The 23224-nt window shown below is 54.1% G+C and carries 15 protein-coding genes, 1 tRNA gene and 1 pseudogene; 5 read left to right on the top strand and 12 right to left on the bottom strand.

Annotated features, from left to right (window positions below):
* Nucleotides 1-90: 90 nt before the first annotated feature.
* A complete protein-coding gene (locus tag FEZ21_RS20120) occupies nucleotides 91-819 on the bottom strand; it encodes an aspartate/glutamate racemase family protein (protein ID WP_003440913.1) in 729 nt (242 codons plus the stop codon).
* Between the two features lie 53 nt (nucleotides 820-872).
* Entirely contained in the window at nucleotides 873-2411 is a 1539-nt protein-coding gene (locus tag FEZ21_RS20115; RefSeq protein WP_003440916.1) for an NCS1 family nucleobase:cation symporter-1, read from the bottom strand.
* 663 nt (nucleotides 2412-3074) lie between these two features.
* Here FEZ21_RS20115 and FEZ21_RS20110 point away from each other — a divergent pair.
* A tRNA-Arg gene (locus FEZ21_RS20110) sits at nucleotides 3075-3151 on the top strand.
* 742 nt (nucleotides 3152-3893) lie between these two features.
* On the opposite strand, the pseudogene FEZ21_RS20105 reads toward FEZ21_RS20110, so the two are convergent.
* The 4 genes and pseudogenes from FEZ21_RS20105 to FEZ21_RS20090 form a co-directional block, all read right to left on the bottom strand.
* Nucleotides 3894-4184: pseudogene (locus FEZ21_RS20105) on the bottom strand (head-tail connector protein).
* Nucleotides 4163-4369, bottom strand: a complete 207-nt coding sequence (locus FEZ21_RS20100; protein ID WP_274597075.1) for a terminase TerL endonuclease subunit — start codon at nucleotides 4367-4369, stop codon at nucleotides 4163-4165. Before FEZ21_RS20100 ends, FEZ21_RS20105 begins: the two are co-directional and overlap by 22 nt.
* 3 nt (nucleotides 4370-4372) lie before the next feature.
* On the bottom strand, nucleotides 4373-4564 hold the full coding sequence (locus FEZ21_RS22555; RefSeq protein ID WP_160628294.1) for a hypothetical protein: 192 nt from the start codon (nucleotides 4562-4564) through the stop codon (nucleotides 4373-4375).
* On the bottom strand, nucleotides 4561-4863 hold the full coding sequence (locus tag FEZ21_RS20090) for a terminase TerL endonuclease subunit (protein ID WP_238840060.1): 303 nt from the start codon (nucleotides 4861-4863) through the stop codon (nucleotides 4561-4563). The genes FEZ21_RS22555 and FEZ21_RS20090 overlap by 4 nt, the downstream gene beginning before the upstream one ends.
* 1287 nt (nucleotides 4864-6150) lie before the next feature.
* On the opposite strand from FEZ21_RS20090, the gene FEZ21_RS20085 reads away from it, so the two are divergent.
* Entirely contained in the window at nucleotides 6151-7992 is a 1842-nt protein-coding gene (locus tag FEZ21_RS20085; protein WP_160628292.1) for an RNA-directed DNA polymerase, read from the top strand.
* Entirely contained in the window at nucleotides 7985-9550 is a 1566-nt protein-coding gene (locus FEZ21_RS22730; RefSeq protein WP_238840043.1) for a DNA polymerase, read from the top strand. The genes FEZ21_RS20085 and FEZ21_RS22730 overlap by 8 nt, the downstream gene beginning before the upstream one ends.
* A gap of 334 nt (nucleotides 9551-9884) precedes the next feature.
* Here the strand turns inward: FEZ21_RS22730 and FEZ21_RS20075 are convergent, their stop codons facing one another.
* Both FEZ21_RS20075 and FEZ21_RS20070 read right to left on the bottom strand, forming a co-directional pair.
* Complete coding sequence (locus FEZ21_RS20075) at nucleotides 9885-11057, bottom strand: hypothetical protein (RefSeq protein WP_160628291.1); 1173 nt, start codon at nucleotides 11055-11057, stop codon at nucleotides 9885-9887.
* Nucleotides 11058-11464: 407 nt separating this feature from the next.
* Complete coding sequence (locus FEZ21_RS20070) at nucleotides 11465-13960, bottom strand: DEAD/DEAH box helicase (RefSeq protein ID WP_160628290.1); 2496 nt, start codon at nucleotides 13958-13960, stop codon at nucleotides 11465-11467.
* A 232-nt stretch (nucleotides 13961-14192) separates the two neighbouring features.
* Between FEZ21_RS20070 and FEZ21_RS20065 the strand changes: the two genes are divergently transcribed.
* Both FEZ21_RS20065 and FEZ21_RS20060 read left to right on the top strand, forming a co-directional pair.
* Nucleotides 14193-15355, top strand: a protein-coding gene (locus tag FEZ21_RS20065) for an IS3 family transposase (RefSeq protein ID WP_160628289.1) whose coding sequence is annotated in 2 segments (ribosomal slippage) — nucleotides 14193-14457 and nucleotides 14457-15355 — 1164 coding nt in all. Because the reading frame shifts where the segments join, the coding sequence is not laid out codon by codon here.
* A gap of 130 nt (nucleotides 15356-15485) precedes the next feature.
* Nucleotides 15486-16397, top strand: a complete 912-nt coding sequence (locus FEZ21_RS20060; RefSeq protein WP_003440918.1) for a bifunctional GNAT family N-acetyltransferase/nucleoside diphosphate kinase regulator — start codon at nucleotides 15486-15488, stop codon at nucleotides 16395-16397.
* Nucleotides 16398-16543: 146 nt separating this feature from the next.
* Here the strand turns inward: FEZ21_RS20060 and FEZ21_RS20055 are convergent, their stop codons facing one another.
* The 4 genes from FEZ21_RS20055 to FEZ21_RS20040 form a co-directional block, all read right to left on the bottom strand.
* Complete coding sequence (locus FEZ21_RS20055) at nucleotides 16544-18040, bottom strand: FAD/NAD(P)-binding protein (protein ID WP_160628288.1); 1497 nt, start codon at nucleotides 18038-18040, stop codon at nucleotides 16544-16546.
* A 652-nt stretch (nucleotides 18041-18692) separates the two neighbouring features.
* Nucleotides 18693-19901 carry a Na+/H+ antiporter NhaA gene (gene nhaA / locus FEZ21_RS20050; protein WP_003440923.1) on the bottom strand — a complete coding sequence of 403 codons (1209 nt, stop codon included), beginning with the start codon at nucleotides 19899-19901 and terminating at the stop codon, nucleotides 18693-18695.
* 184 nt (nucleotides 19902-20085) lie between these two features.
* Nucleotides 20086-21267 carry a fumarylacetoacetate hydrolase family protein gene (locus FEZ21_RS20045; RefSeq protein WP_003440926.1) on the bottom strand — a complete coding sequence of 394 codons (1182 nt, stop codon included), beginning with the start codon at nucleotides 21265-21267 and terminating at the stop codon, nucleotides 20086-20088.
* A 158-nt stretch (nucleotides 21268-21425) separates the two neighbouring features.
* On the bottom strand, nucleotides 21426-23210 hold the full coding sequence (locus FEZ21_RS20040; protein ID WP_003440929.1) for an IlvD/Edd family dehydratase: 1785 nt from the start codon (nucleotides 23208-23210) through the stop codon (nucleotides 21426-21428).
* Nucleotides 23211-23224: the final 14 nt, after the last annotated feature.

Below are 23224 nucleotides of genomic sequence, written 5' to 3'. Positions count from 1 at the left end.
TGATGGCTTTTTGCTGTAGTGCAAATTGCACGACAGCTGCCGGCAGCACCCCGCCAGTCATGCCGTCATGGGCAAGTCAGCCGCCCGTAGCTATCGGCAGAACCGTGCCGCCCAGCCGGCAATCGCCTTGGGCCGGGGCGTTGCATAAGTGCGTACCTTGGACGTAGACAGCCCCAGGCGCACCAGTGATTCGGCAATGGTTACAGCAGCCGTCACGCCATCGATCACCGGCACTCCAGTAAGCTGGCGAATGCGTTCATCAAGCCCGGCCATCCCCCCGCAACCCAGGCAAATAACCTCGGCCTTGTCTTCGATAACTGCCAGTTCGGCCTGGCGAACAATGGCTTCCAACGCCTTGTGCGGTGACGCCTCAAGCTCCAGCACCGCCATACCACTGGCCCGCACCGACGCACAACGATCCCAGAGCCCCGACAGCTTCAGGCGGTCCTCAATCAGCGGGACGGTGCGATCCAGGGTGGTGACCACCGAATAGGCCCGCCCCAAAAACATCGCCGTGCTCGCCGCCGCATCAGTGATATCCACCACTGGCACATCAAGCAGTTCCTGCAACCCCTCGCGGCCGTGCTCGCCGTACCCGGCCTGGATGACCGCATCGAAAGGCCGGTCATAGGCCATGACACAGTCCATTACCGCGATGGCCGCCAGATAACTCTCAAAATTGCCTTCCACCGACTCTGCGCCGAAAGCGGGGGTCAGGCCGATGATCTCGGTGCCGGGCGCTGCCACCGACTGCGCCTGGCGGGCAATGGCCTGGGTGATGCTGTCAGTGGTGTTGACATTAACCACGAGAATTCGCATGGGCTCTCCTTGAAGTGAGGGGGGGCGGTCTGCACCAGGCAGACCGTGACAGATCAATGGCTGGCATTCTCGACGGCAATCGATTCGCCACTGACCTGGGCGTAATAGGGTTGGCGCTTGGCGATGATCAGATAGAGCATCGCCGCGATACCTGCACCAATCAGCCAGGAAAACGGCGAAACGGTGTGGAAGCCCGGGACCAGGGCCAGCACGATGGCGATCAGTGCGGCAGGAACGAAGGCAGCGACCGCACGTAGATTGACGCCATTGGAGTAGTAGTAAGTGCCGCTGGGGTCTTCGCTGTACAACGCCGGCACATCGACCTGACCTTTTCGTACCAGCCAGTAATCGACCATGATCACGCCATACAGCGGGCCGAGCAGGGCGCCGAGACCGGACAGGAAGTAAACGATCACCAGCGGGCTGTTATACAAATTCCACGGCAGGATCAGCACCGCAATGGTTGCACTGATCAGCCCGGCGCGGCGAAAGGTTAGATATTTGGGTGCCAGATTGCTCAGTACAAATGCCGGAGCGACAAAGTTGGCCATGATATTCACGGCCACTGTAACGATCAGAAACGCCAGGCAGCCCAGCACCAGAAATAAAGTGTTGGGAATCGAGGCGATGATTTGCGTCGGGCTTTCAATGATTTTTCCATTGATCTGGAATTGCGCGCCGCACAACAGGACAGTGATACCGGCAAATACCAGAATGTTCACCGGCAAGCCCCAGAAATTCCCGACCTTGATCGTTTTGCAGCAGGGCGAAGAGCGGGAGAAATCGCTGAAATTAAGAATCATCGTGCCGTAGATCGCCAGCCACAGCGCGCCACCAGCAAACACGTTGCGCCACATTTCACCGGTGCTCAACGGCTCGCGGCTTGACCAGGCAATGGTGCCGTTGGCCTGAAAATACATCCAGCCGGCAAGACAGATCACCGTCAACAGAATCACCGGCCCGGCGAACGCCTCATAGCGCCGGACCATTTCCATGCCGTAGGCAAGAATCGCCAGCTGTACGAACCAGATGGCGACAAAACATAGCCAGCCCAGGCTCGACAGACCAAGAATCGAGTTGTGGTCATACTCGGCAAACCCCGGATGAACCGCGATCAGCAACACCCGCAGCACCACCGATGCCAGATAGGTCTGAATCCCGAACCAGGCGATAGCGATTACTGCGCGTATCAATGCCGGAATTTGCGCTCCATGAATACCGAAACTTATACGGCTGATCACCGGAAAAGGCACCCCGGTACGCTGCCCCATATAGCCCGACAGGTTCATGAAATTGAACACCAGGGCCGCGCCGATTCCGAGGGAGAGCAAGATTTCCCAACCGTTCAGGCCCAGTGCGTACAGGCCGATGGCGAATGAGTAATTGGCAATGTTGTGCACATCGTTGGTCCACAACGCAAAAATACTGTACCTGCCCCAACGCCGGCCTTCGGTTTTGGTGGGGGCAAGGTCGCTGTTGTGCAAGCGCGGACTGAGCGCCAGGGTTGACGACACGCTGTCAGGAGCGAGGGCGGGGGTTGAAACCGGGGAAGGTAAATCCAGAGCGATGGTAGGGGAGAGTCTTGAACGCATTCTGGCAAGCTCCTGATACCTGCAGCGTGATGACTGTTCATGAGCACGGGCTCGACAAATCTTCGTCACGGCTAGCGAGAATCACTGGTTATGAAAGTCCGCGGTATGCCTGCTTGATGCCGCAGGCCACGAAATAACGTGTACTTAGTTTTTGTCTGTTTTGTATACAAGTGGCGTGTGGGTGTAAGCGATATTCATGCCAGCGAAAAATTGCGTGTGGCTATCAGCAGCGGAAGATTTCAAAGTTGCTATTTATCTGACTGAAAAATATGGATTTTATTTTTCAAGATTTCGGGCGGGAAGATCAGGCGAGGGATAAAAGCATGGACGATTGGCGATGATGGCCATTTGCGGGGTTGTTACTTTTTGATGCAAAAAAGCAGTATTTGAATTTCTGGTGCACCGTTACGTGACATTTTGTATACGATTATTTGACCGTGCTCATGACCCTTTATCAGCAGCGGGGCGCCTGCAATTGATCGCCCCGGCGTGCCTGGGCAACGGCAACATATTCGGGGCAGGGCAGGACCTCTGTGGGTGCGAGACTTGTACGCGATGCTTGTGACAGTTAAAAAGCCAACGCACGACATGACAAATAAAGCCTTGCCCGTTACCATGCACGCCGTTGATCGCACCGCACACCGCGTGCAGTGCACATGATTTGTCTCAGTAGCTCAATTGGATAGAGCATCCCCCTCCTAAGGGGAAGGTTGCAGGTTCGAACCCCGCCTGGGACACCATATTTCTCAAGGCCTTCAGCGTGTTTTCCCTGACAGTAATTTTCGTTATGACAGCAGGGTGACAGCAGAGGACAAAAAAGGCCTCGCACAGAGTTTCTGTTGCGAGGCCTTTTCATTATTGACTGCCATAGGTTGTCAGGTGCATCTTTGCTTATCTTTAATAGCAAGGAGCCATCATGGCAAAAGTCGTTTATACCCTCAAGAAACGCACTGACACTGAAGAAGTCCATATTTTTACCGCGACCCCAGTGCCAGAGGACAAGTGCAGGCCCGCTAACAAATCGATATGCCGGAAAATGGATCTTTCCGAAACCGAGTCAACTCTTCAGGCTTGTATGTCTGAACGCACGGCGAGAGTGAAGGCGGCAGAGATAGGTCGAAGTGTTTGTGGCCCGTGCGTTAGCCATCTATACGAGACATATTGAGCAGGGTTGTCACTTACCTGTTTTGCACATCAGCTCTAACCGCCGGTGGCGACTGTCGGGAAGTACGGCGGTGATTTCGTACAGATTCACTCTTTCCCGGATGCGCTAACTCGACTTCAGATCAGCACGATAGTGAAGTGTGATCTTGTAAAGGGTTTGGGGGCCTGGGCGGCCATAAGCTCGCGCCCGCTGATACTCTCTATATACACCCCCTCCCGACTGACCTTCTACCCACGCTTCGAACATGTCTCCGTCAGGATCTTGCTCATAGCTTGGCTTTTCGATAGACGCGGGATGGTGCAACTTTCCCGCAAGCATCACAGCACGCTTATCGAGCGGTACGGCGCCAGTAGTTGCATGTAAGCGGTGCCCTCGGTCAGCGTCCGGTCGCCCTGGCGCTCTCGGTTCTCGTACAGATCGCCCACCAGCAGCAGAACAGCGGCCTTGATCGATGCGGGCATAGGCTAGGGTAAGTCATCGCCGAGGTACATGCTGACGTGTGTCTCAGCAGCCAGGATCAATCCCAGCAGGTAATCGTCCTCTGCGTCATGATCGACACGTAGGTGTAGCTTGGCTTCGTCCAGAGTCACGGTGGTAATACGAAACATACCTCTGTCTCTACGGGCTGATCCGACGCGACCATGACGCGACCGATATCCATGATGCTGGCGACAATGCCGTCTATCTTCTCGGTGGATTTCTTCTTGCTCGATTTGGCGTTACCCGCGGCATCACCTTCTACGGTCACGTTGGCGGCCATCCAGTTCAGCACCGGGTTATCGCCGTGGCGCAGGATCTAGCCGATCACTCGCGTCTCCAGCTCCTTGGTTGGGCCGCTCATACTGGCGAAGCCGATCAATTCAAAGCCGTCACCCTCAAGCTGCACACTGATTTTGCTGGCGTTCCAGCGGCCGAAGGCAATCTCTTCAATCTGATACAGCTCGCCCAGTTCGTTGATGGTGCGGCGAATGACGGCATAGTCGATCACAGCGCCATGTGTGGTGATGATGTGCCCTTGTTGCACCCACGGCACCCGGTCAGATCGGGCACCGGCCCGCCACATGCGTTCCAGGCATCCGAAGACAGCCAGCGGCTGTCGGATTCGGTCCACTGGTTTAGGTACAGGCGGCGGAAGGTGTTCTCATAGGACGGCAGGGCGCGGGCCTTGGCGCATTCCTGGGCATAGAAGTGTTCCATCACCGTGACGTTGAACGCCGGGTTGGTCTTCTCCCAAGTGGTGGACGAGGTCCAGTCGTCCTCACGGTCGGCGGCGTAGATCACGGGCAGGAACGAGTCCGAGGGAGACTCGAACTTTAGCCTTTAGGCCACGTACTACATGAGATTTGTAAAGGTGGAATGTTTTTCTACTCATATTCCTACTCACATTTGGATTTGTTAGATTTTTTTGCTTTGGATTGTTGGCCGGATTAGGCGCCTGAGAGTTGGTGTGTTTTTTTTCAGACGTGCCCTTTGAGTGCAGTCGTGCCCATGTAAAAGGGTGGGCATTACTGAGAGCACGAGGGCACGACTGAGGTAAAACGTGTCACGCCGAGACCTGCTGAAACGGTTTTAGGAGGCGTGCAGGCTCTAAAATATGGACGGCACATCATCGGGTAGCAGTTGAGTAGTGCCTTACCAGTAAATCTTATCGGGGGGTAGGGGGTATTTTATTGATTACATCTTTGAAAGGGATACAACAGGGGATACACGGTGCACGCTACTGTCCCATTTTTACCCGTTTATACTCTCCAGTTAAGACACCTACAAAACGATGACGAGTCAGTGCTGAGCCATCGGTTGAGCTGTTCTATTTCGACTACGGATTAGCTTCTTGGGTTGCTTCGAGTGTCGAGCGAACTGACTCGTCGTATTGATCCGTCTGATGGGGGGGGCTAGCCGGCATTTGCGGAGTTGATGGTGGCAGACGGTTAGTGAGCAGCAATATCAGTATCAGTAGTGCAACGGCTGTAATCACGGGGAATGACCCTAACCACAGTGCTGTGAGGCAGCGGTGTTGGTCTTCGTTCATCAGCACCCAACCTTGCCGCTTGATAGCTGCTACATGACAAGATTGTCGCCACTGTAGTGCTATTCGCAGTGATTACCAATGTTCCGTAATGGCATAGACTTAACCAGTTGTTTGCATGGGATCTGACCAGCCCACGGGGTGCGCCTTGACCAGCAGAAATCGACCCAAAGCTGCCATTGATGAATGGCAGGAGTCGGCCAGTAGCTGACCTTCAAGGTGCCTACAAAATAAGTAGCGATTCAGATCAAACGGTGATCTGCGCGATCGCGTGCCACACTCCCGACGACATTGTTAGGTGTCACTACGACGTAGGACCGAAGATTGGAAAGAAAATTTTAGCCTCATGCTTCTTCCTATTCCTGTGGCAATACGACAACGGACATGCTACCAAGTAGACTTGACCGGAAGATTCGGATAAACGCTATCTCGCAGCATTTTTACACATCGCCGCAAGCATCAAAACGAAACGTCTATTTGTGGCGTGAAAAAATAGCAATATAGATGGGTGATTTTGCTGCTCTACCACAACTATCAAGGATTGAAGTATGGAAACAGGTATTGCTTCCGAAAATAGCGACGAAATCACCCCCCCCTGTGAAAGCGATCGACTTCATCTTGCGTTAGAGTTGTTGCTGTCAGAGATAAAAAGCAACAAAGCACTTCTTGAAGATAATGTATTTCGGAAAAAATTAAGTGCCCTATTCAAAGAGTCAACCTCCAAAAAACTTATAGCCTCAGACAATAAATCCCCCCTTGAGCTATTAGCATTTCCAATTGACATCGACGCAGTATTGCAGCATCTAAACCAAGATATGCGCGATGACTGGTTCGTTGACGTGCTACAACACCAAGACTTATTTTCTAATAAACCACAACTGCACGATACGTTAAAGGCCCTCTTGCTTGAGGAAAATGGTCGTTACTTAGGTTGTGAAAGACAGGCGTACGATATCCCTAAAAAAGGTCTAGGCATTCGTTATTCATTAGAAACGGACTTCTATGATCGTTTTATTTATCAAGCAATATGCTCTTATTTAATTCCATTTTATGATCCGCTACTATCCCATCGGGTGCTGGGTCATCGGTACAACAAAAAACGAGCTGCCGAGAAATACATATTCAAAAGTCGAATCGACTTATGGAAAACCTTCGAAGGGGTAACAAAAACAGCACTTTCTAACAATCAGTCGCTGCTAGTAACCGATCTAATTAACTATTTCGAGAACATTTCCCTGTCTGCCATAAGTTCAGCATTCGAAATGATGCTTGAAAAAGTGATAGCATCAGGGCCGGAAAAGATTTTAATCCGAAATGCGACACATACTCTCTGTACTCTTCTGACACGATGGGGATACAACGAAAGGCATGGTCTCCCTCAAAACAGAGATGCCTCTTCTTTTATTGCCAATATAGTACTCAACTCAGTTGACCAGAATATGGTGGCTTTGGGATACGACTACTATCGGTACGTAGATGATATCAGGATTATTTGCTCTTCACCGCGAACAGCCAAAAAAGCGCTTGCAGATTTAATAAATCAGCTTCGGAAATTCGGAATGAATATTAATTCAGGAAAAACCGCGATCCTTACAAAGGATACCGCAGAGTCCGAAATCGCAGAAAACTTTCCGACTACCGACGATAGAACACTTACAATAGACAGCATGTGGCGCTCCAGAAGTAGGAGGGTTGTAGCTCGATCGGCAAAATACATATTTCAGTTGCTGAAGGACTGCATAGACAACAAGCAAACTCAGTCGCGACAGTTTCGGTTTGCGGTAAATCGTCTAATTCAACTAGGCGAAGCGAAGCTCTTTGATGTTCATACAGAGATTTCAGATGATCTTAAACTGCTAGTTATAGAAACTTTTGAAGACCATGCTGCCTCTACAGACCAGTACTGCCGCCTTCTTTCAGCCCTAAACTTAACAGACGATGACCACGAAAAAATCGCTCAATACTTGATGGATGATGAAAAGTCCATTCACTCCTGGCAAAACTTTCATCTTTGGTTATTGCTCGCAAAGAACCGCTACAAAAGTGAAAAAATCATTAAGTATGCGTCCGCGAAAATACAGACGGACGTTCTTGAAGCTGAAACGTCTGCAATCTTCATATACCTCCGCTGCGTTGATGAAAGCGCTGCATTGATTCCCATCATCCCGGAATTCAAAAGTACATGGCCTTTTTACCATCAAAGGAATTTTTTGCTTGCCACTAGCGAATTTGGCAAAGAAGACTTACGTCCTTTAGTATCAGAGTTAAAAACAAAAATAAAAGGTACAGCTACCCGAGCAAGATCTCATTTCAAAGACGGACGCCCTCTTATAGAGCGCGAATCAAGAAGCCCAATGGAACTATACGAAGAGATAAGCCCATATGACTAAAAAGGCTCTTATCTTCATCAGGGACTACACTGATCAAGGAAAAGACAGATTTTTTCTTTGGTCTGACAAAGTTCTAAAAGAAGCATCTGCTGAAGAAATTTCCTCTCAAAAAGAAGGGCTGGTTTGCCATGATTACTGGCTAATAGCCCCAATAATTTTCAGACTAACTGGAAGGCTGCCCAAGCTAATTATAGACGTCGAAGAACTAAGAATTTCTATCTCCGGAAAGAGATCCGAGAGAGAAAAAAAAGAAAAAATAGACATTACCAATTCGCTTCGAAGCCTTGTGTCCAAAGAGATCATACAAAAATATCTCGCGATATTTAACAGGAAAGAAAAAATCTGCGAAGAAACTCTTTCGGTGTTTGCAGATGCTCTCGTATCTTACTCTGACCAAGTTGAGGCTGAAGCAAAGCGCGAGCACGAATGGGACAGGCTAATCCAAATAGAACAGCCGGTCTCGCGCTACTTGATAGGTTCTGCTGCGACTGGGATAAATATAAACACGGAAGTGCTCAGAGGCCACAAGGATAAGATAGAATTTGATTTTTATATGGCCCTAAAGCTATTTTCGTCTAAGTACAGTGTCCCTCTAGAAGTCCCGTCGGATGAAGATGTCATGGAGTATTTAGAGCCCCGCGGCTTTGATTTTTCTGGCGTAAACGTAGATTACGTTCTCAATTTCGTCCCAATGCAGGACGAATACGCTGACGACTTACTCAATCTAAGAAAAATTCAAAAATCCAGAATGGTATTGGCGGCAATACCGCTCAGCCAGAAAAAAATATTCCCAATAGTAGATTCATTCGGCTCGATAACCTCGCGCATATACTTCAAAGACCCATCATTGCAAAATCTTGCTAAGCAGCACCGAGATATACTCATTCCAGATGAAGGGCAACTCTTCTCTTACGTCGATTACGAGCAGTACGAGGCCGGAATAATGGCCGTGCTTTCCGGCGACCAATTGCTTACGAAACTCTATACGGAAGGTGATCTCTATCAAATAGCGGCTGACTCTATTTTCCGGGATATAACAAAGCGAAAAGAGGCGAAACGCCTGTTCCTATCTTACGCGTATGGAATGAAGCACCGTGACTTAATCGATGCGGCGCATGGGTACGGCGCAGACAGACAAAATACAAAAGCTTTTTTTAAACAATTTGCTGAATTTGAGGATTGGAAGTCCAGAGTTTATACGCAGTTTGAAACAGAGGGCAAAATTGGAACTGCTCTTGGCAACCACATTAAACGAGAGCGAACGGGAGCTCTAAGTGAGAAGGAGAAGAGATCCTCAATCAGCCAGCAAGTCCAAGGAACCGCATCACTTATCTTTAAAAAGGCTTTAATTGCGATGAGTGGCGATCCACGAGTCGAGCTAAAAGTGCCAATGCACGATGCCGTGCTTTTTCAGCACCAGGAAGGTTTTGACCCGCAAGTCGTAGTCAATATTTTTGCAGAGGTCATGTCCAACCATTTTGAACACAAGGTGACAGGAAAAGCATCATTGGCGCCGTTTAGTTCTCCTCCCGAAACAGTCCAATTGCCTAGCGGTTGAAAATTACTATGCCTTTACTGGCCCCAAGTTCTTTAGAGGTTCCAACAATCTACCGTTTCTCGTTACTAGCGATGTGAATCGCCCCGAGTTTTGTAGGCGCTTCTGGTGGTCCACTCTTGGCCGACTCCTGCCGGCCAAGGAGACCTAGTGTGCTAGTCAAGTCAAATGCAAACGACTGCTCAAGTCGAATGCAAATGAGTGGTCAACTCCATGCAATTATGCACCTAGCGCTGGGGTCATATAACGTCGTTACCTTCGCTCCACTAGAATGCTTTCGCATAAGCCCGAAGTCATGACGACCGTCGGCTTTATTGACGCCGGACGGCTAGATTTGTCACATCTCCTGAACCTCAAAGGGTTGAGCACACATTGCAGCTATCATCCGCTCATGACGTAGTGCAAAGTCCTCTCGGGATGGTACGTAGTCGACCTGATCAAGTCTGAGTGCGGCAATAAGTTCAGGCTGGTTTTTGGCGAGGTTGCGGCGTGCTTCCTCAAGCAAAATCATGTCGTACTGCTCATAAAATCGGTGTTCAATGAAGAATGTGCAATCGTGGAGAAACACCTTCTTTTTTTCGCTGGGCATTTTCGTGAGCACTGATGGCGTCAAATACCACTCATTGCTAGAAATCATAACAGACTCCACCAAGTCGATAAGTCCTGGATCAGATGAAAAACTCTCCATCAGTCCATCGAGCAACGATTCAGGACACTCCTTGGGGATGACTCCAAAAACAAGCGTAGAATCTGCATATGGGATCACTGCGAAGAAAAAATCTCGACGCTGGCCTCCCAGAACCCCATGGATCATTGCGTTGACTGCTACCGGCAGGCGCACCTCCAAACGTCTGTAAGGGATATAGTGGCTCAACTGCTCCGTGCTGATTACGCTGTTGCCATCTAATCTTTGATTTCCGGGCACATCAATTTTCGTCAGGATTTGAGACGGAAGCTGGAGGAGACTCACAGCCCTGCGAGTGGCCGATACAGCTAACTTACCGTATTCAGCTTTGAAGAGCTCTTGTGCCTGTTCGTCCTCGAGCCACGGATTATCAGCAGCATCTAGCTTGCCTAAAAGCTCATCAAGATCTGTGGCCTTGTACTCTTCTGCATTGAGGGTGGCCAGTCGAGACTCATTAATACTTTCAGCAATCACCGTCCGATACGCTTGGAGCATCAGGTCCCTAGCATTTTCTATTTTTCGAGTATCAAGCGCATCGAATAGGGCTTCATGCTGACTACAAAATCCATTAAAGGCCGTAGCGTCGTTGATGCCGATCGGGCCAAATGTAATGTCCTTAACATCACCTTTTCGCTGGGACTTGATCGTCTGTAAGTGGCCATCTTCAGCAATAGTATCTAGCGAGATAGACTTGGATATGGCGTGTGAAAAAACACTCTTGCTGGTACAGCCTGGGTATGCACAAATCCATTTATCACTGCGTTTAAGCACCTCTTTGGCACGGCGCTCATGCTGATTGTCACGCTTTATATCGTTTGATCTCATACCCTTGCCTTATCCAAATATGATTGTCCACGTCAAATGTCGGTAACGGAAGTTCGCCTTCAAATATGCGAAAAGCCTGGCTAGGCCTCACTGCCTGAACTCGTTCAATACTACCTAGGTATGGAGGCATGGAGGTAGACGATGCTTTGGAGATTTCCGAGCAGACCGAGGTATGAACACTTGAAGGCGGATGCGATACCGTCGCCATCCGACCCTAAGCGGCCGCTCACGTCGGGCACTCGACAAGAGGCTGGGAATGAGCGCGATAGGCCGCCAGAACCCGATCGTAAGGAAAGGTCCTTAGACACCATGAACGTCCATGCCGAACGAGCCGTCCACAGAACATGAACGGCACCACAAGAGCAGCGCACGCTTCCACCGCAACAGATGGATACGCGGAATAAAATTCAGCCTATCGGTATGGTGTGCTGAGACAAGAATTGATCAGGAGAGATTTTGAACTCCGTCAAAATTGCAGCGACGTTTAGTGGGGTAACAAAAAGACTGCCCTGCTCTGAAAGCCTTATACACGCATGCTGAAGCCCTTGTGCAAGGGCCTTGCAGCCTGATTCTAGCAATACTCGAGTATTGGCCGGATAGTGAGCGTCTCGGTCCGCTTGTGAAACTTTCGCCACGGTGATCGGCGTTATTCGATCAGCGAATACCGGATAGGATTCTTTCGCCCACTGAACGCTGTCGTGTAGCTGGCCGCTATCCCCCTTGTGCAACTTTTTCTGATTTTCGTTTTTCACCTCAATGACGAATAGATGATTCCCCCAAAACCAGATCACATCCGGACCGATCGAAAAATCGATCTCGGGGCGTGTCGCGTCTGCGCCCAAGGCAACCCCCAGCTCCATTACCGACTTTTCAACTGCACGAAACTTTTGGCTGAAATCAAGTGAGCCGCTGATCTTCGTTGCCTCTATCACCGCCGCATTTAGCGTTGAGAAAGCTTTGATCCAATGACAGAACCGTTCAGCAGCAGAAACTGCTTCAACAGAAACTGGCTTTCTCGGGGCGGAGGGCGGTAATGCGGTGGATTTACAATACTGCCGAGCAGCCTGTTGAATCTTCATCGATTCTGCAGGATCTATGGCATAAGCAATTCTGGCCACCCGCTGGAGATACAAGCCGAGTTCTTCTCCCTCCACTCCCGAGTTATTCAGGGCCGCTCTGAGGTTAGGAATTGCCTCCATCCCCCTGTTTGAGGAAGCGAGTCGGTATGCCTCCCGCTCTGCACTGGCTAGCTGAATCCGTTTTTCCGATGGTTCAGGCACTACCTTAGTTCCTGTGCGAATTCGCGAGTTATAGAAGCTCTTCCATCCTGGATCGCGTCCGAGACATTGCTGGATCACTTGCGTAAATGCCGGTTTTGCATCTCCACCAGCGCTTTTCATCAATTCCGCTAACTCGACAGAGAGATCGATCTGGGCTCGAGTTTCCTGGGTTAATGCAGCTAAGACCTCTGACCGACCGATGTAGGTCGCCATGTCCTGGCCCACCAATAAAACCAGCGCGTAATCAGCGTGAGATCGCACTGCGCGCCCCATACCCTGCTCAATGCGATACACCGTTTTGTTGCGTACGCCGCCCGGGCTAAAGATGAGCTGCGCATCATTCTTATCGATCAGGCTCTCGCCGTACGGAACGCTATCGATCACCAAAATCCGGCAGGCATCATCTGCCAGATCGACACCGTCATAGCGCTGAGCAAACACCGCAAATTTGAGGCTTGAGCTGGGATCCTTCAGTCTTTTGACCGCAGTGATTACGTGATCACCAGCAAAGAACTTGGCGCCAGACTTTTCCCACTCTCTACCACTTACCTCACTTGAAGTGAGCACAACGACGTTGTGCTTGAGCGAAAGCGATTGGCATAGCGCCATCAGGTAGTCCCTATCCATCTCTGGACTTATCAAGGCGGGGGCTAAGATCATCCGCTCTCCTAAACCCCGATCTGAAGGGGGGCAAATCGCGGTAAGCGCTGCCGAGGGCATTACGCCAAGCTCTCTAACTAGTAGAGAGTCGTCTGCTAATGTCGCAGACATGAAGAGACGATGTGACGCGCTGGCAAAAGCACGCAGTTGATCGACGGGAAGAATTTCAGGTGATATTTCCGCATGGGAGCCTGAAAGAACGCACCTGCAAAACGGGAGCAAATTTTCAAGAAACGGCCAAACAAATCGAAACCTGTCTTCTGAGGCATAGCTGTGTAGCGCCGGCCGGATTTCATCGCACAGTTCCGACCATATCCAATGAGGAATCTCGAATAAGGCTTGTGGATCTGCTGCCTCAATATCTGACCATTTGGTGGAATGGTATGACTTGCACTGAGACTTAAGTATTTCTTTGAGAACAACGAAGGGCTCGCCATGAAGTTGGAGGGTGAGCTGCTTTCTGACGATCTCGGACCCCGCATGGGCGTCATCTAAAACAATGGCTTCGGGTACAAGGTTAACGTCTTGGCGTTGAAACGTACTTTTGGCGTTGAACAGTTTTTCATAGGTACAGACGAGTACCGCATCCCCTCTCACACATGCGGGGTGAGGAAAGGGCTCTCCTGAGGGATAGTGATGAGCATCGATGCCAAGCTTTGATGCCTCACTCAGTACCTGTTCAACGAGCTGAAGTGTTGGACACAAGTAAACCCCTGGGCGACGGGTCTTGCGCATATGCCCGAGCAGATACAGCAGCCCCACACCAGTTTTACCTGCACCCGTACTGATTTTAAGGACAAGATCTTTTTCTGAGTGTCTGACGGTGAGGGACAGCATTGCCTCTTTCTGAGTGGTGCGTGGCTCGGTGTGAGTGCTTTTGACGTCCAGAGAAGCATACAGCTTCAAGAGATCAAAATCGGGAGACTCTTTAGCTTTCCCAGCCAAACTGGCGAAGTCGATCATTGTCAGTCCTTTGAACCATTATCTAGACAGGCAGCGTTCACCGATGGTGGACGTCATGGAGTTCTAACGTAGTCATATGCTGGATAATTTTCAAGGACCGCGCTCGCGACCACATACCGCCTTAGGCTTTCTGTTACGAGAGCGTTAGGCGGGCGCTTTCGCGATGTCTGTAGTGGTCTAATGAAACCGGACACCCATTTAGGCGAGAATGCTCGCCAGAACGAGGTGTCAGATGACCAAACAACGCCGTACCTTTCCCCCTGAATTCAAACGCGATGCTGCCGACCTCGTTCTCAAGCAGGATTACAGCTTCATTGAGGCCAGCCGCTCGCTTGGTGTCGGCGAGTCGGCTTTGCGCCGATGGGTCGACCAGGTGCAGCAAGAACGCATGGGCGTCACCCCGCAGAGCAAAGCGCTGGCCCCGGAGCAGCAGAAAATCCAAGAGCTGGAAGCCCGAATTACTCGCCTTGAGCGGAAAAAATCGATCTTAAAAAATACCACCGCGCTCTTGATGTCGGAAGATCTCGAGCGTTCGCGCTGATTGACCAGTTGAGCATCCACGAGCCGGTTGATTGGCTGTGCAAGGTGTTTGAAGTGACCCGCTCGTGCTACTACGCTCGGCGTCTCAGGCGCCGCACACCGGATGTAGAACGCCTTCGATTGCGCAGCCGGGTGAGCGAGTTGTTCACCCAAGGCCGCAGTGCTCCCGGTAGCCGTAGCATCATGGCCATGATGCAGGACGACGGCGAGCAGATCGGGCGATTCAAGCTAAGCAGCCTGATGCGCGAGCTGGAGTTGGTCAGCAAACAACCGGGATCGCATGCTTACAAAAAGGCAACGGCCGAGCGGCCCGACATCCCTAATATTTTGAACCGAGAGTTTGATGTGCCCGCTCCTGACCACGTCTGGTGTGGCGATATCACTTACATCTGGGCTCAAGGGAAATGGCAGTATCTAGCGGTTGTGCTAGATCTTTTTGCCCGCCGTGTTGTGGGCTGGGCGTTGTCGGGGAGGCCGGATGCCGACTTGGTCATCAAGGCCTTGGACATGGCTTACGAGCAGCGAGGGAAGCCTCAGGGTTTGCTGTTCCACTCAGACCAGGGCTCGCAATATGGAAGCCGGAGTTTTCGCCAGCGCCTTTGGCGATATCGTATGCGTCAGAGCATGAGCCGGCGAGGAAATTGTTGGGATAATGCGCCGATGGAGCGGGTGTTCAGGAGCCTGAAAACTGAGTGGATACCGACCATGGGCTACGCGACAGCCCAACAAGCTCAGCGGGATATCAGCTATTTTTTGATGTACCGATACAACTGGATTCGACCGCACCAATTTAATGGTGGGCTGCCACCGGCTCAGGCCGAGAAAAAACTTAACGCAGTGTCCGGGATTAGTTGACCACTACAGAATGTCCTCCACCCTGTTCGGCATTACTCGCGTTATGTCTTAAGATAGCCGGTTGCCGAAAGAACCGTCATGGCCATAGCCATGAAGGGCTTTCATCCTTTTACAAATATGTGTGTTGAAGATGAACAAGCCTTTCGTTTCTCTGTGCCCTGAAATTACTCGGGCGCACGCGCTGACGCTGATGGATTGGTTGGAGGATGAGCGCGTTACCTGCTATCTGAGCGATTCGCGTCATGTCTCCCGCTCCATCGGGCAAGCTATCGATCGGACTCAATCGCCGATCCTGACCCATCTATTCAACCAGGGCGGCCGATTCTTCATGGCCTATGACCGGCATGACGCCCCGGTGGGCTTTGTCCGTCTAATCAAGACCGGGCCCAATTGCGAGATTGTCTTGGTCATCGGGGACAGTGACAAATGGGGGCGCAACCTTGGCGCCCGCACGATCCGCGAAGGCATGAAACTGGCCTTCCTCGACATGCGGGCCCAGAAGCTCATCGCCAAGATCCACCCGGACAACGGGCGCTCGCTGAAAGCCTTTGTGCGCAGCGGCTTTGTGCTCGAGAGCGAAACCCCGACATTGAAGTCATTTTCCATGACGGCGGGGCGCTATCGCCAGTTGTTGCGCGAAGGTGCCGTTGGCGACTCCACCAGGATCTACATCACTGAAATCGACAAGGCCAGGCTGGAGAGTCTGATCGTGCTCGAGCAAGGCCCGGCCGTGGTTGAACTCGAGCATGAGCTTGAGCGAGCCATTGTCGTCAAGCCGCAGCAGGTGGCGTGCAATGTCGTCACGATGAACTCCAGGGCCTTGCTGCAGCTGGACGACGAAGAGATCGAAGTGGCTCTGGTTTACCCTGAAGATGCGGACAGCAACGCAGGGAAGCATTCCGTCTATTCCGACATCGGCGCTGCCATTCTGGGTTATCAGGAGGGGGACGCCATCGACTGGCGAATTTCTGATCGCACCCGCCGGATCGAGATCAGGAAAGTGCTTTACCAGCCAGAGGCCGCGGGCCATTTCCACCTGTAATCGCGCCTTTGGCTCAGTTGTACCGCCACCCTCGAAGTCGTGTGCGACTAGCAAAAAAAGGGCCTGTACAGGCCCTTTTTCAGGTGAATCGGTTTCACTTCATGGGCCATCCTTCGACGACTTGCGCAAACCTGTCTCTTTTGGCTTCAAGCAGCACTCCCGACCTGGGGCAGCCGGCGCATGCTCTCGATAATCCGGTTTGCCATCGGGGTGACCACCACAAGGGCATTCGGGTGCCACAGCCGGGGTCTGGCCGGCGCGCCCAGGAACCAGATGCTCTCGTGCTCACCGAAGCTTTCATGGGCCCCTGCCATGGTCGGCAAGACAGTAATCGGCTGTCTTTGGCTGCGATCGCCGCGCCTGTCCAGCTCAATCTTGCCGTCATCGCCCATGACATATCTGGACTGGTGGTAGCCAGTAGCCGAGACAATGGCGTCAAAGCGGTGGTCGCCCGCGGCCCAGTTCACCCGCCATGGGTGAGGGCGACCCTGGGAGTAGCCGATACGGGTTACTTCGCCGCTCTGCACACACAGAACACCGTCCTCCAAGTACTTCAGCAGCTTGCGTGCGTTGGGGAGTGCCAGTGCGGATATGTATCGGTAAAGCAGCTGCTCGAAGGCGGGATGGAAGCAACCCTCGAAATAGAGGTCACCCTTGCTGTGCAGCCGGTTGATGGCATGCATGAAATCAACCACGTATTCCTGCCAGTGACTGGCACCGCTGCCGGCAATTTCCACCTCCTCCCTTAGCCTGTCGACAACGCTTGATGCACGGGAGAACTGCAGGCTCCAGTCCTTGCCCAGGTTCTGGCGAAGCACCCTGGAGAAATAGTTCAGGTATCTATAGCCCATGGCCGGGCTGCAGGTTTGCGCTTCGTGTTGCTCCGGCTTCATTACTGCTGCAATGGCCTCAACGTCGAATGCCGTTTTTGGACTGCGCATGAAGCGGGCGCGCACAGAGGGGAACTCTCCTGACGGCGATAGCATGGTCACTTGATGTCCGTCGCGGCACAGAACGATTGCACTGTCGATGGCCGAGAGCTTGCTACCCATGATGAGCACCCGGGAATTCTCAGGAATCATGGCCAGCATGCTTGCTTCAGGATAAGGGTTCTTGATGAAGCTCGAGTGGTTGAAAAAAGGCCGGGCAACTGCCGGTATGTGTGGCGGCCCAAACCCCGTACAGAACACCACATCGGTCGCCCTCAGTGAGAGGGCTGGTTTCATCTGCACGTCACAGAACTCAAGCTCGTAATGGCGATGGCCGTGAACTTTCAATGCCTTGAACCTGCTGCAAACATACTGAACCCGTACTCCCTGCTCACGGGCAATGGCTGAGTACTGCAGAAACCGGCTGGCCAGATATCGGCCTACCAGAAACCGCGGGACAAAACTTTCGGCTGTAAAGGCGTAGCCCTCGCACCGCAGGTGCTCAAGAAAATCCAGCGGCATGTCGTGCAGCACCGACATGGTGTCGACCGAGGTATTACAGAGAATATCGTTGTCCGTATTTGAGAATGCTGCGCCCGGACCAATTGGCTGCGGATCGATCATGTAGATGCTTCGTGCCACTTGGGCTCTGACCGCAGCAATAAAAGTCGCGACGCCAGCAGCACCGGCGCCGACTATGGCGAGTGTATTCATGCAGAGGCTCTCCGAAAGGAGTAAGAACGTTGTCGCTGGCTACGAGCAGTGGCCAATCACGCAGGCGAAGCAGCATCGATCATTGCCCAATATCCCGGGCAGGGAATGATCTCGAAAATCCCATGCTGCTCCGTACATTGCTCGTTACACCGCGCAGGTCTCGATGATTGATACGTAAGCCCGTATCAATGATGCGCTTCAGTCGCAGAGCTGCGCTGGCCGACAATGGTTCAAACGCTTTCCTGGTCCTCTCCCTTGCGCCTGCGATATCCGCCACAGTAGCGCCATCCGGGAACTCAAGGTGTGACCCATCGTTTGATCCGGAAAATGGAGTGCGGCAGCTTGGTTTTTAAGTGCTAAAGGTGATTGCTCTTTGCGAGTCATGTTCAATCCTCTCCTGAGTATTTGAAAACTGCGATCCTGCAGTTTTTTGCGAAAGCTACTGTCCAACATCAGCCTGTTCGCGAGGAGCGGGAGTCTAGTAGTCAGCCGGATAATGGCAAGCACCTGCCAAAAACCCCGGATCAGCTGCGTAATGCTCAACCAGTCGCGCACTAAAAAGCCCCGCTCAGGTTCGACCTGGCGGGGCTTTGGCGGGAGGGAGCGGGTTACCCCGCAGGTGCGCCCGTGATCGGACGCACCCCGGCACGGGTCAGGCAGATGCCTTTTGACGGCCGGCCTTCATCAGTACCACGACGCCGAGGATGGCACAGAGGATGGAGCCCATCAGCACGCCGACTTTCACTTCATCCACCAGATGCGGGGCCCCCGGGAATGCCAGGGCGCCAATGAACAGGCTCATGGTGAAGCCGATACCGCACAGCAGTGCCACGCCATAGAGCTGGACCCAGTTGCTACCCTCGGGCAGTTTTGCCAGGCCAAAGCGGATGGCCAGGGCGGCCAGGCCGAAGACGCCCAGTTGTTTACCCAGCAACAGACCCAGAGTGACCCCGAGCGGTACCGGGTCCAGCAGGTCACCTGGGGAAATGCCGGCCAGGGATACACCGGCATTGGCAAAGCCAAAGATGGGGACCACGGCGAAAGCGACCCACGGATGCAGCTTTTCTTCGAGGTGGAGCAGAGGGGATTGGTGTTTGTGTTCCGTGTTACCCAGCGGAATGCACAGGGCAAGGATGACCCCGGCCAGTGTCGCGTGGATGCCCGATTGCAGCATGAAGAACCAGAGCAGGGCGCCGGCTATCAGGTAAGGGGCGAGTCGGCGTACACCGCAGCGATTGAGCACCACCAGCACCGCAACCACAGCCACGGAGGCCAGCAACATGCTGATGGACAGGCCGCTGGTGTAGAACAGGGCGATGATCAGTACCGCCCCCAGGTCATCGAGAATCGCCAGCGCCGCCAGAAAGATCTTCAACGAAACGGGAACCCGCTTGCCCAGCAGTGACAGTACCCCCAGCGCAAACGCGATATCGGTTGCCGCGGGGATGGCCCAGCCGCCGATAGTTTGCGAGTTGCCCCAGTTGACCGCGATATAGATCAGGGCCGGCAGCAGCATGCCGCCCAGTGCGGCAAACCCCGGAAGCGCGCGCTGGCTCCAGCTGGATAACTGGCCTGCGAGCATTTCACGCTTGATCTCAAGGCCCACCAGCAGGAAGAAGATCGCCATCAGGCCATCATTGATCCAGTGCTCGATGGAGAGTCCGGCGAGTTTGATTTGCAGGGTGGAGAAGTAGGCAGCAGCCCAGGGGGAGTTTGCCAGCAGCAGGGCTGCCAGGGCAGAGGCCATCAGGATCAAGCCGCCCGCAGATTCAGCGGCGAAAAAGCGCGTGATAAACGCGAGGGAGGAAGCAGACTTGCGGGTGTTTGCGGCTTTATCCAGACGCGAGGGTTCATGACTCATAGGTGCGGCGACTCCGCGATGGCGGCCCGACCTTCGCTAAATTAACCTGCCCTGCCGCGTTGTTGCGGTGGCACCCAGCGCCGGATATTACACGAAAAGGGTTGCGGCAGGTAACACCCGGGCCGTTATGGCGACGGCCCCGAGTGCATGGCGTGCATGCGCTCGGGGTGGCGACAGTCGTCCTTTACCCCAGCAAGCCCCGGCCCGCCAGATTCTTCATCAGCGCGGCCACGCCGAATGACCATTGCGGCGCCTGGTCGCTGCTGGTCACGCGGTTGTGCAGGGCGCCCAGCTTGCCGCTGGCAATGCTCACCACGTCGCCTTCCTTGTGGGTGAAACCCTGGCCCGGCTGGTCGCGGTCGTCGGTCGGGGCGAACAGGGTGCCGAGGAACAGCACGAATCCATCCGGATACTGGTGATTTTCATTGAGGGTCTGTTGCGCCAGGTCGGCCGGGTCGCGGCTGATCTGGCCCATGGAGCTTTTGCCATTGAGCACGTAACCGTCCCGCCCTTCGACGCGCAAGGTCACTTCGCAGCGGCGTACATCGTCGAGGCTGAAATGTTCGTCAAACAGGCGAATGAACGGGCCGAGTGCGCAAGAGGCGTTGTTGTCCTTGGCCTTGCTCAGCAGCAATGCGCTGCGCCCTTCGAAGTCACGCAGGTTGACGTCATTACCCAGGGTTGCACCATGAATCTGCCCCCGGCTGTCGACGGCCAGCACCACTTCCGGTTCCGGGTTGTTCCAGCTGGACCCGGGGTGGACACCGATTGCGTTGCCGCTGCCCACGGCGGCCAGAATCGGTGCCTTGGTGAAGATTTCGGCATCGGGCCCGATACCGACTTCCAGATACTGCGACCACATGTTTTGTTCAATCAATACCTGCTTCAGACGCATGGCCTCGGGCGATCCGGGGCGCAGGTCGCGCAGGTTGTCACCGATCACCTCTTGCACCAGGGCGCGTACCTGCTCGGCCCTCAGGGCATCGCCCCCGGCTTTTTCCTCGATCACCCGTTCGATCATGCTGGCGGCAAAGGTGACCCCTGCGGCCTTGATCACTTGCAGGTCAGCGGGGGCCAGCAGGCAGGGTCTGGCCGGGTCGCGCTGTTCGCCACTGTTGGCCAGCAGATCCTGGATCGTCCCCAGGGAGTGACCGCTGATTTCACGTACTGCCTGTAACGGATTCTGTGTATCCAGCAGCAGGCTCAGGGTCGGGAACTGTGCGCTGCAGTCAATGACTTCACCGTCACGAATCACCACCACCGCCGGACCGCCGCGTACACCCGGCAAGCACACACGCCCGACCAGCGTCGCGCGCTGCCAGTCCTCAGGCAGGGAATTTTCAATGCTCAATTGCAGCGGGTTCATAAGGTCATTCCTTGAATTCATGGTGTAGCCCATAACCCGTTCCACCTCTGTAGGAGCGAGCTTGCTCGCGAGCGCTTACAAGATCAAAAGATCAAAAGATCGCGAGGCAAGCTCGCTCCTACAGGGTTCAGGGTTCAGGGTTCCAGGGGGTTCATTGTTTAATGGGAGTGGCGCGGCGGGCCGTTTTCCGGGATCACGCGCCAGTACAGGGTGGCCGGCTCCAGGCAGCCGCCGGTAGACAACTGGCCAACCAGTTGGCGATAGAGCTCCTGCCACGGGGTTTGCGACGGCGCCAGTGGCGGCAGCGGTTCCTGGCGACGGGCGTCGAGTTCAACTTCGTCCACCAGCAAATTGACGCTGCGGGCATTGAGGTCGACCCGCAGCCGGTCGCCGGTACGCAGCAACGACAAGCCGCCGCCCACCGCCGATTCCGGGGACATGTTGAGAATCGACGGGCTGGCCGAAGTACCGCTCTGGCGACCGTCACCCAGGCATGGCAACGAATCGATGCCGGCCTTGATCAGCGCCGAAGGCGGGGCCATGTTGACCACCTCGCCACTGCCCGGGAAACCCACAGTACCGCAGCCGCGAATCACCAGAATGCAGCGCTCGTCGATGTCCAGCGACGGGTCGTTGATTCGCGCCTGATAGTCCTCCGGCCCCTCGAACACAATGGCCCGGGCTTCGAAGCTGTTGGGTTGCAACGGATCGCTGAGATAGGTGCTGCGAAAGGCTTCGCCCACCACCGACATTTTCATGATGGCGCTGTCGAAGAAGTTGCCGCTGAGCACGATGAAACCGGCGCGATGCATCAGCGGGTCTTCGTACGAACGGATCACGTCGCGGTCGCCGGTGACGGCGTCGGCCACGATCTCGCCCATGCTGCGGCCACTCACCGAACGGCAGTCGCGGTGCAGGCGACCCACCTTGTCCAGTTCATGCATCACCGCCGGCACGCCGCCCGCACGGTGGAAACCTTCACCCAGGTATTCACCGGCCGGCATGCAGTTCACCAGCAGAGGTACGTCTTCGCCGACCCGCTGCCAGTCTTCCAGCGACAGGTCGATGCCGCTGTGGCGGGCAATCGCAATCAGGTGCGGCGGGCAGTTGGTGGAGGCCCCCAGTGCCGAGGCCACGGCAATGGCGTTCTCGAATGCGGCGTGGGTCATGATGTGCGAGGGGCGAACATCTTCACGCACCAGATCGACGATACGCATGCCGGTGGCATAGGCCATTTGCCCGCGCTCGCGATAAGGCGCCGGAATGCTCGCGCAGCCCGGCAAAGACATGCCCAGGGCTTCGGCCAGGGCGTTCATCGACAGGGCGGTGCCCATGGTGTTGCAGTGGCCGACCGAGGGTGATGACGCCGTGGTCAGGGTCATAAACCCTTCGTAATCGATCTCTCCGGCGCTGAGCAGATTGCGCGCATGCCAGAGCACAGTGCCCGAACCGATGCGCTGGCCTTTGTGCCAGCCGTCGAGCATCGGCCCGCCGGACAGCACGATGGACGGCAGGTCGGTGGTCGCCGCCGCCATCAGGCAGGCCGGGGTGGTCTTGTCGCAGCCGGTGGTCAGTACCACACCATCCAGCGGGTAACCGTGCAGCACTTCCACCAGGCCCAGATACGCCAGGTTGCGATCCAGAGCGGCAGTCGGCCGGCGCGACTGCTCGGCAATCGGGTGCACCGGAAACTCCATCGGAATGCCGCCCGCATCGCGGATGCCATCCTTGACCCGTTTGGCCAGTTCGATGTGATGCCGGTTGCAGGGCGTCAGGTCGCTGCCGGTCTGGGCGATCCCGATGATCGGCCGCCCCGATTGCAGTTCGGCGCGGGTCAGGCCCTGGTTCATGTAACGCTCTACGTACAGCGCAGTGAGATCGGCATGGCTGGGATCGTCGAACCACAGCTGACTGCGCAGGCGGCGAGGGGTTGATTCGGTCATGACAGGCTCCAGCA

It is taken from the genome of Pseudomonas sp. 9.1(2019), assembly GCF_009910445.1.
GTDB classification, from domain to species: Bacteria; Pseudomonadota; Gammaproteobacteria; order Pseudomonadales; family Pseudomonadaceae; genus Aquipseudomonas; species Aquipseudomonas paraversuta.
Note: the sequence above shows the minus strand (reverse complement) of the source record. Positions and strands in the feature narration are given on the sequence as shown.

Bases quoted from the DNA above. Each gene is read 5' to 3' on its own strand.
- FEZ21_RS20120 (WP_003440913.1), bottom strand. From the start codon at position 819: ATGCGAATTCTCGTGGTTAATGTCAACACCACTGACAGCATCACCCAG.
- FEZ21_RS20115 (WP_003440916.1), bottom strand. From the start codon at position 2,411: ATGCGTTCAAGACTCTCCCCTACCATCGCTCTGGATTTACCTTCCCCG.
- FEZ21_RS20085 (WP_160628292.1), top strand. From the start codon at position 6,151: ATGGAAACAGGTATTGCTTCCGAAAATAGCGACGAAATCACCCCCCCC.
- FEZ21_RS22730 (WP_238840043.1), top strand. From the start codon at position 7,985: ATGACTAAAAAGGCTCTTATCTTCATCAGGGACTACACTGATCAAGGA.
- FEZ21_RS20075 (WP_160628291.1), bottom strand. From the start codon at position 11,057: ATGAGATCAAACGATATAAAGCGTGACAATCAGCATGAGCGCCGTGCC.
- FEZ21_RS20070 (WP_160628290.1), bottom strand. From the start codon at position 13,960: ATGATCGACTTCGCCAGTTTGGCTGGGAAAGCTAAAGAGTCTCCCGAT.
- FEZ21_RS20060 (WP_003440918.1), top strand. From the start codon at position 15,486: ATGAACAAGCCTTTCGTTTCTCTGTGCCCTGAAATTACTCGGGCGCAC.
- FEZ21_RS20055 (WP_160628288.1), bottom strand. From the start codon at position 18,040: ATGAATACACTCGCCATAGTCGGCGCCGGTGCTGCTGGCGTCGCGACT.
- nhaA (WP_003440923.1), bottom strand. From the start codon at position 19,901: ATGAGTCATGAACCCTCGCGTCTGGATAAAGCCGCAAACACCCGCAAG.
- FEZ21_RS20045 (WP_003440926.1), bottom strand. From the start codon at position 21,267: ATGAACCCGCTGCAATTGAGCATTGAAAATTCCCTGCCTGAGGACTGG.
- FEZ21_RS20040 (WP_003440929.1), bottom strand. From the start codon at position 23,210: ATGACCGAATCAACCCCTCGCCGCCTGCGCAGTCAGCTGTGGTTCGAC.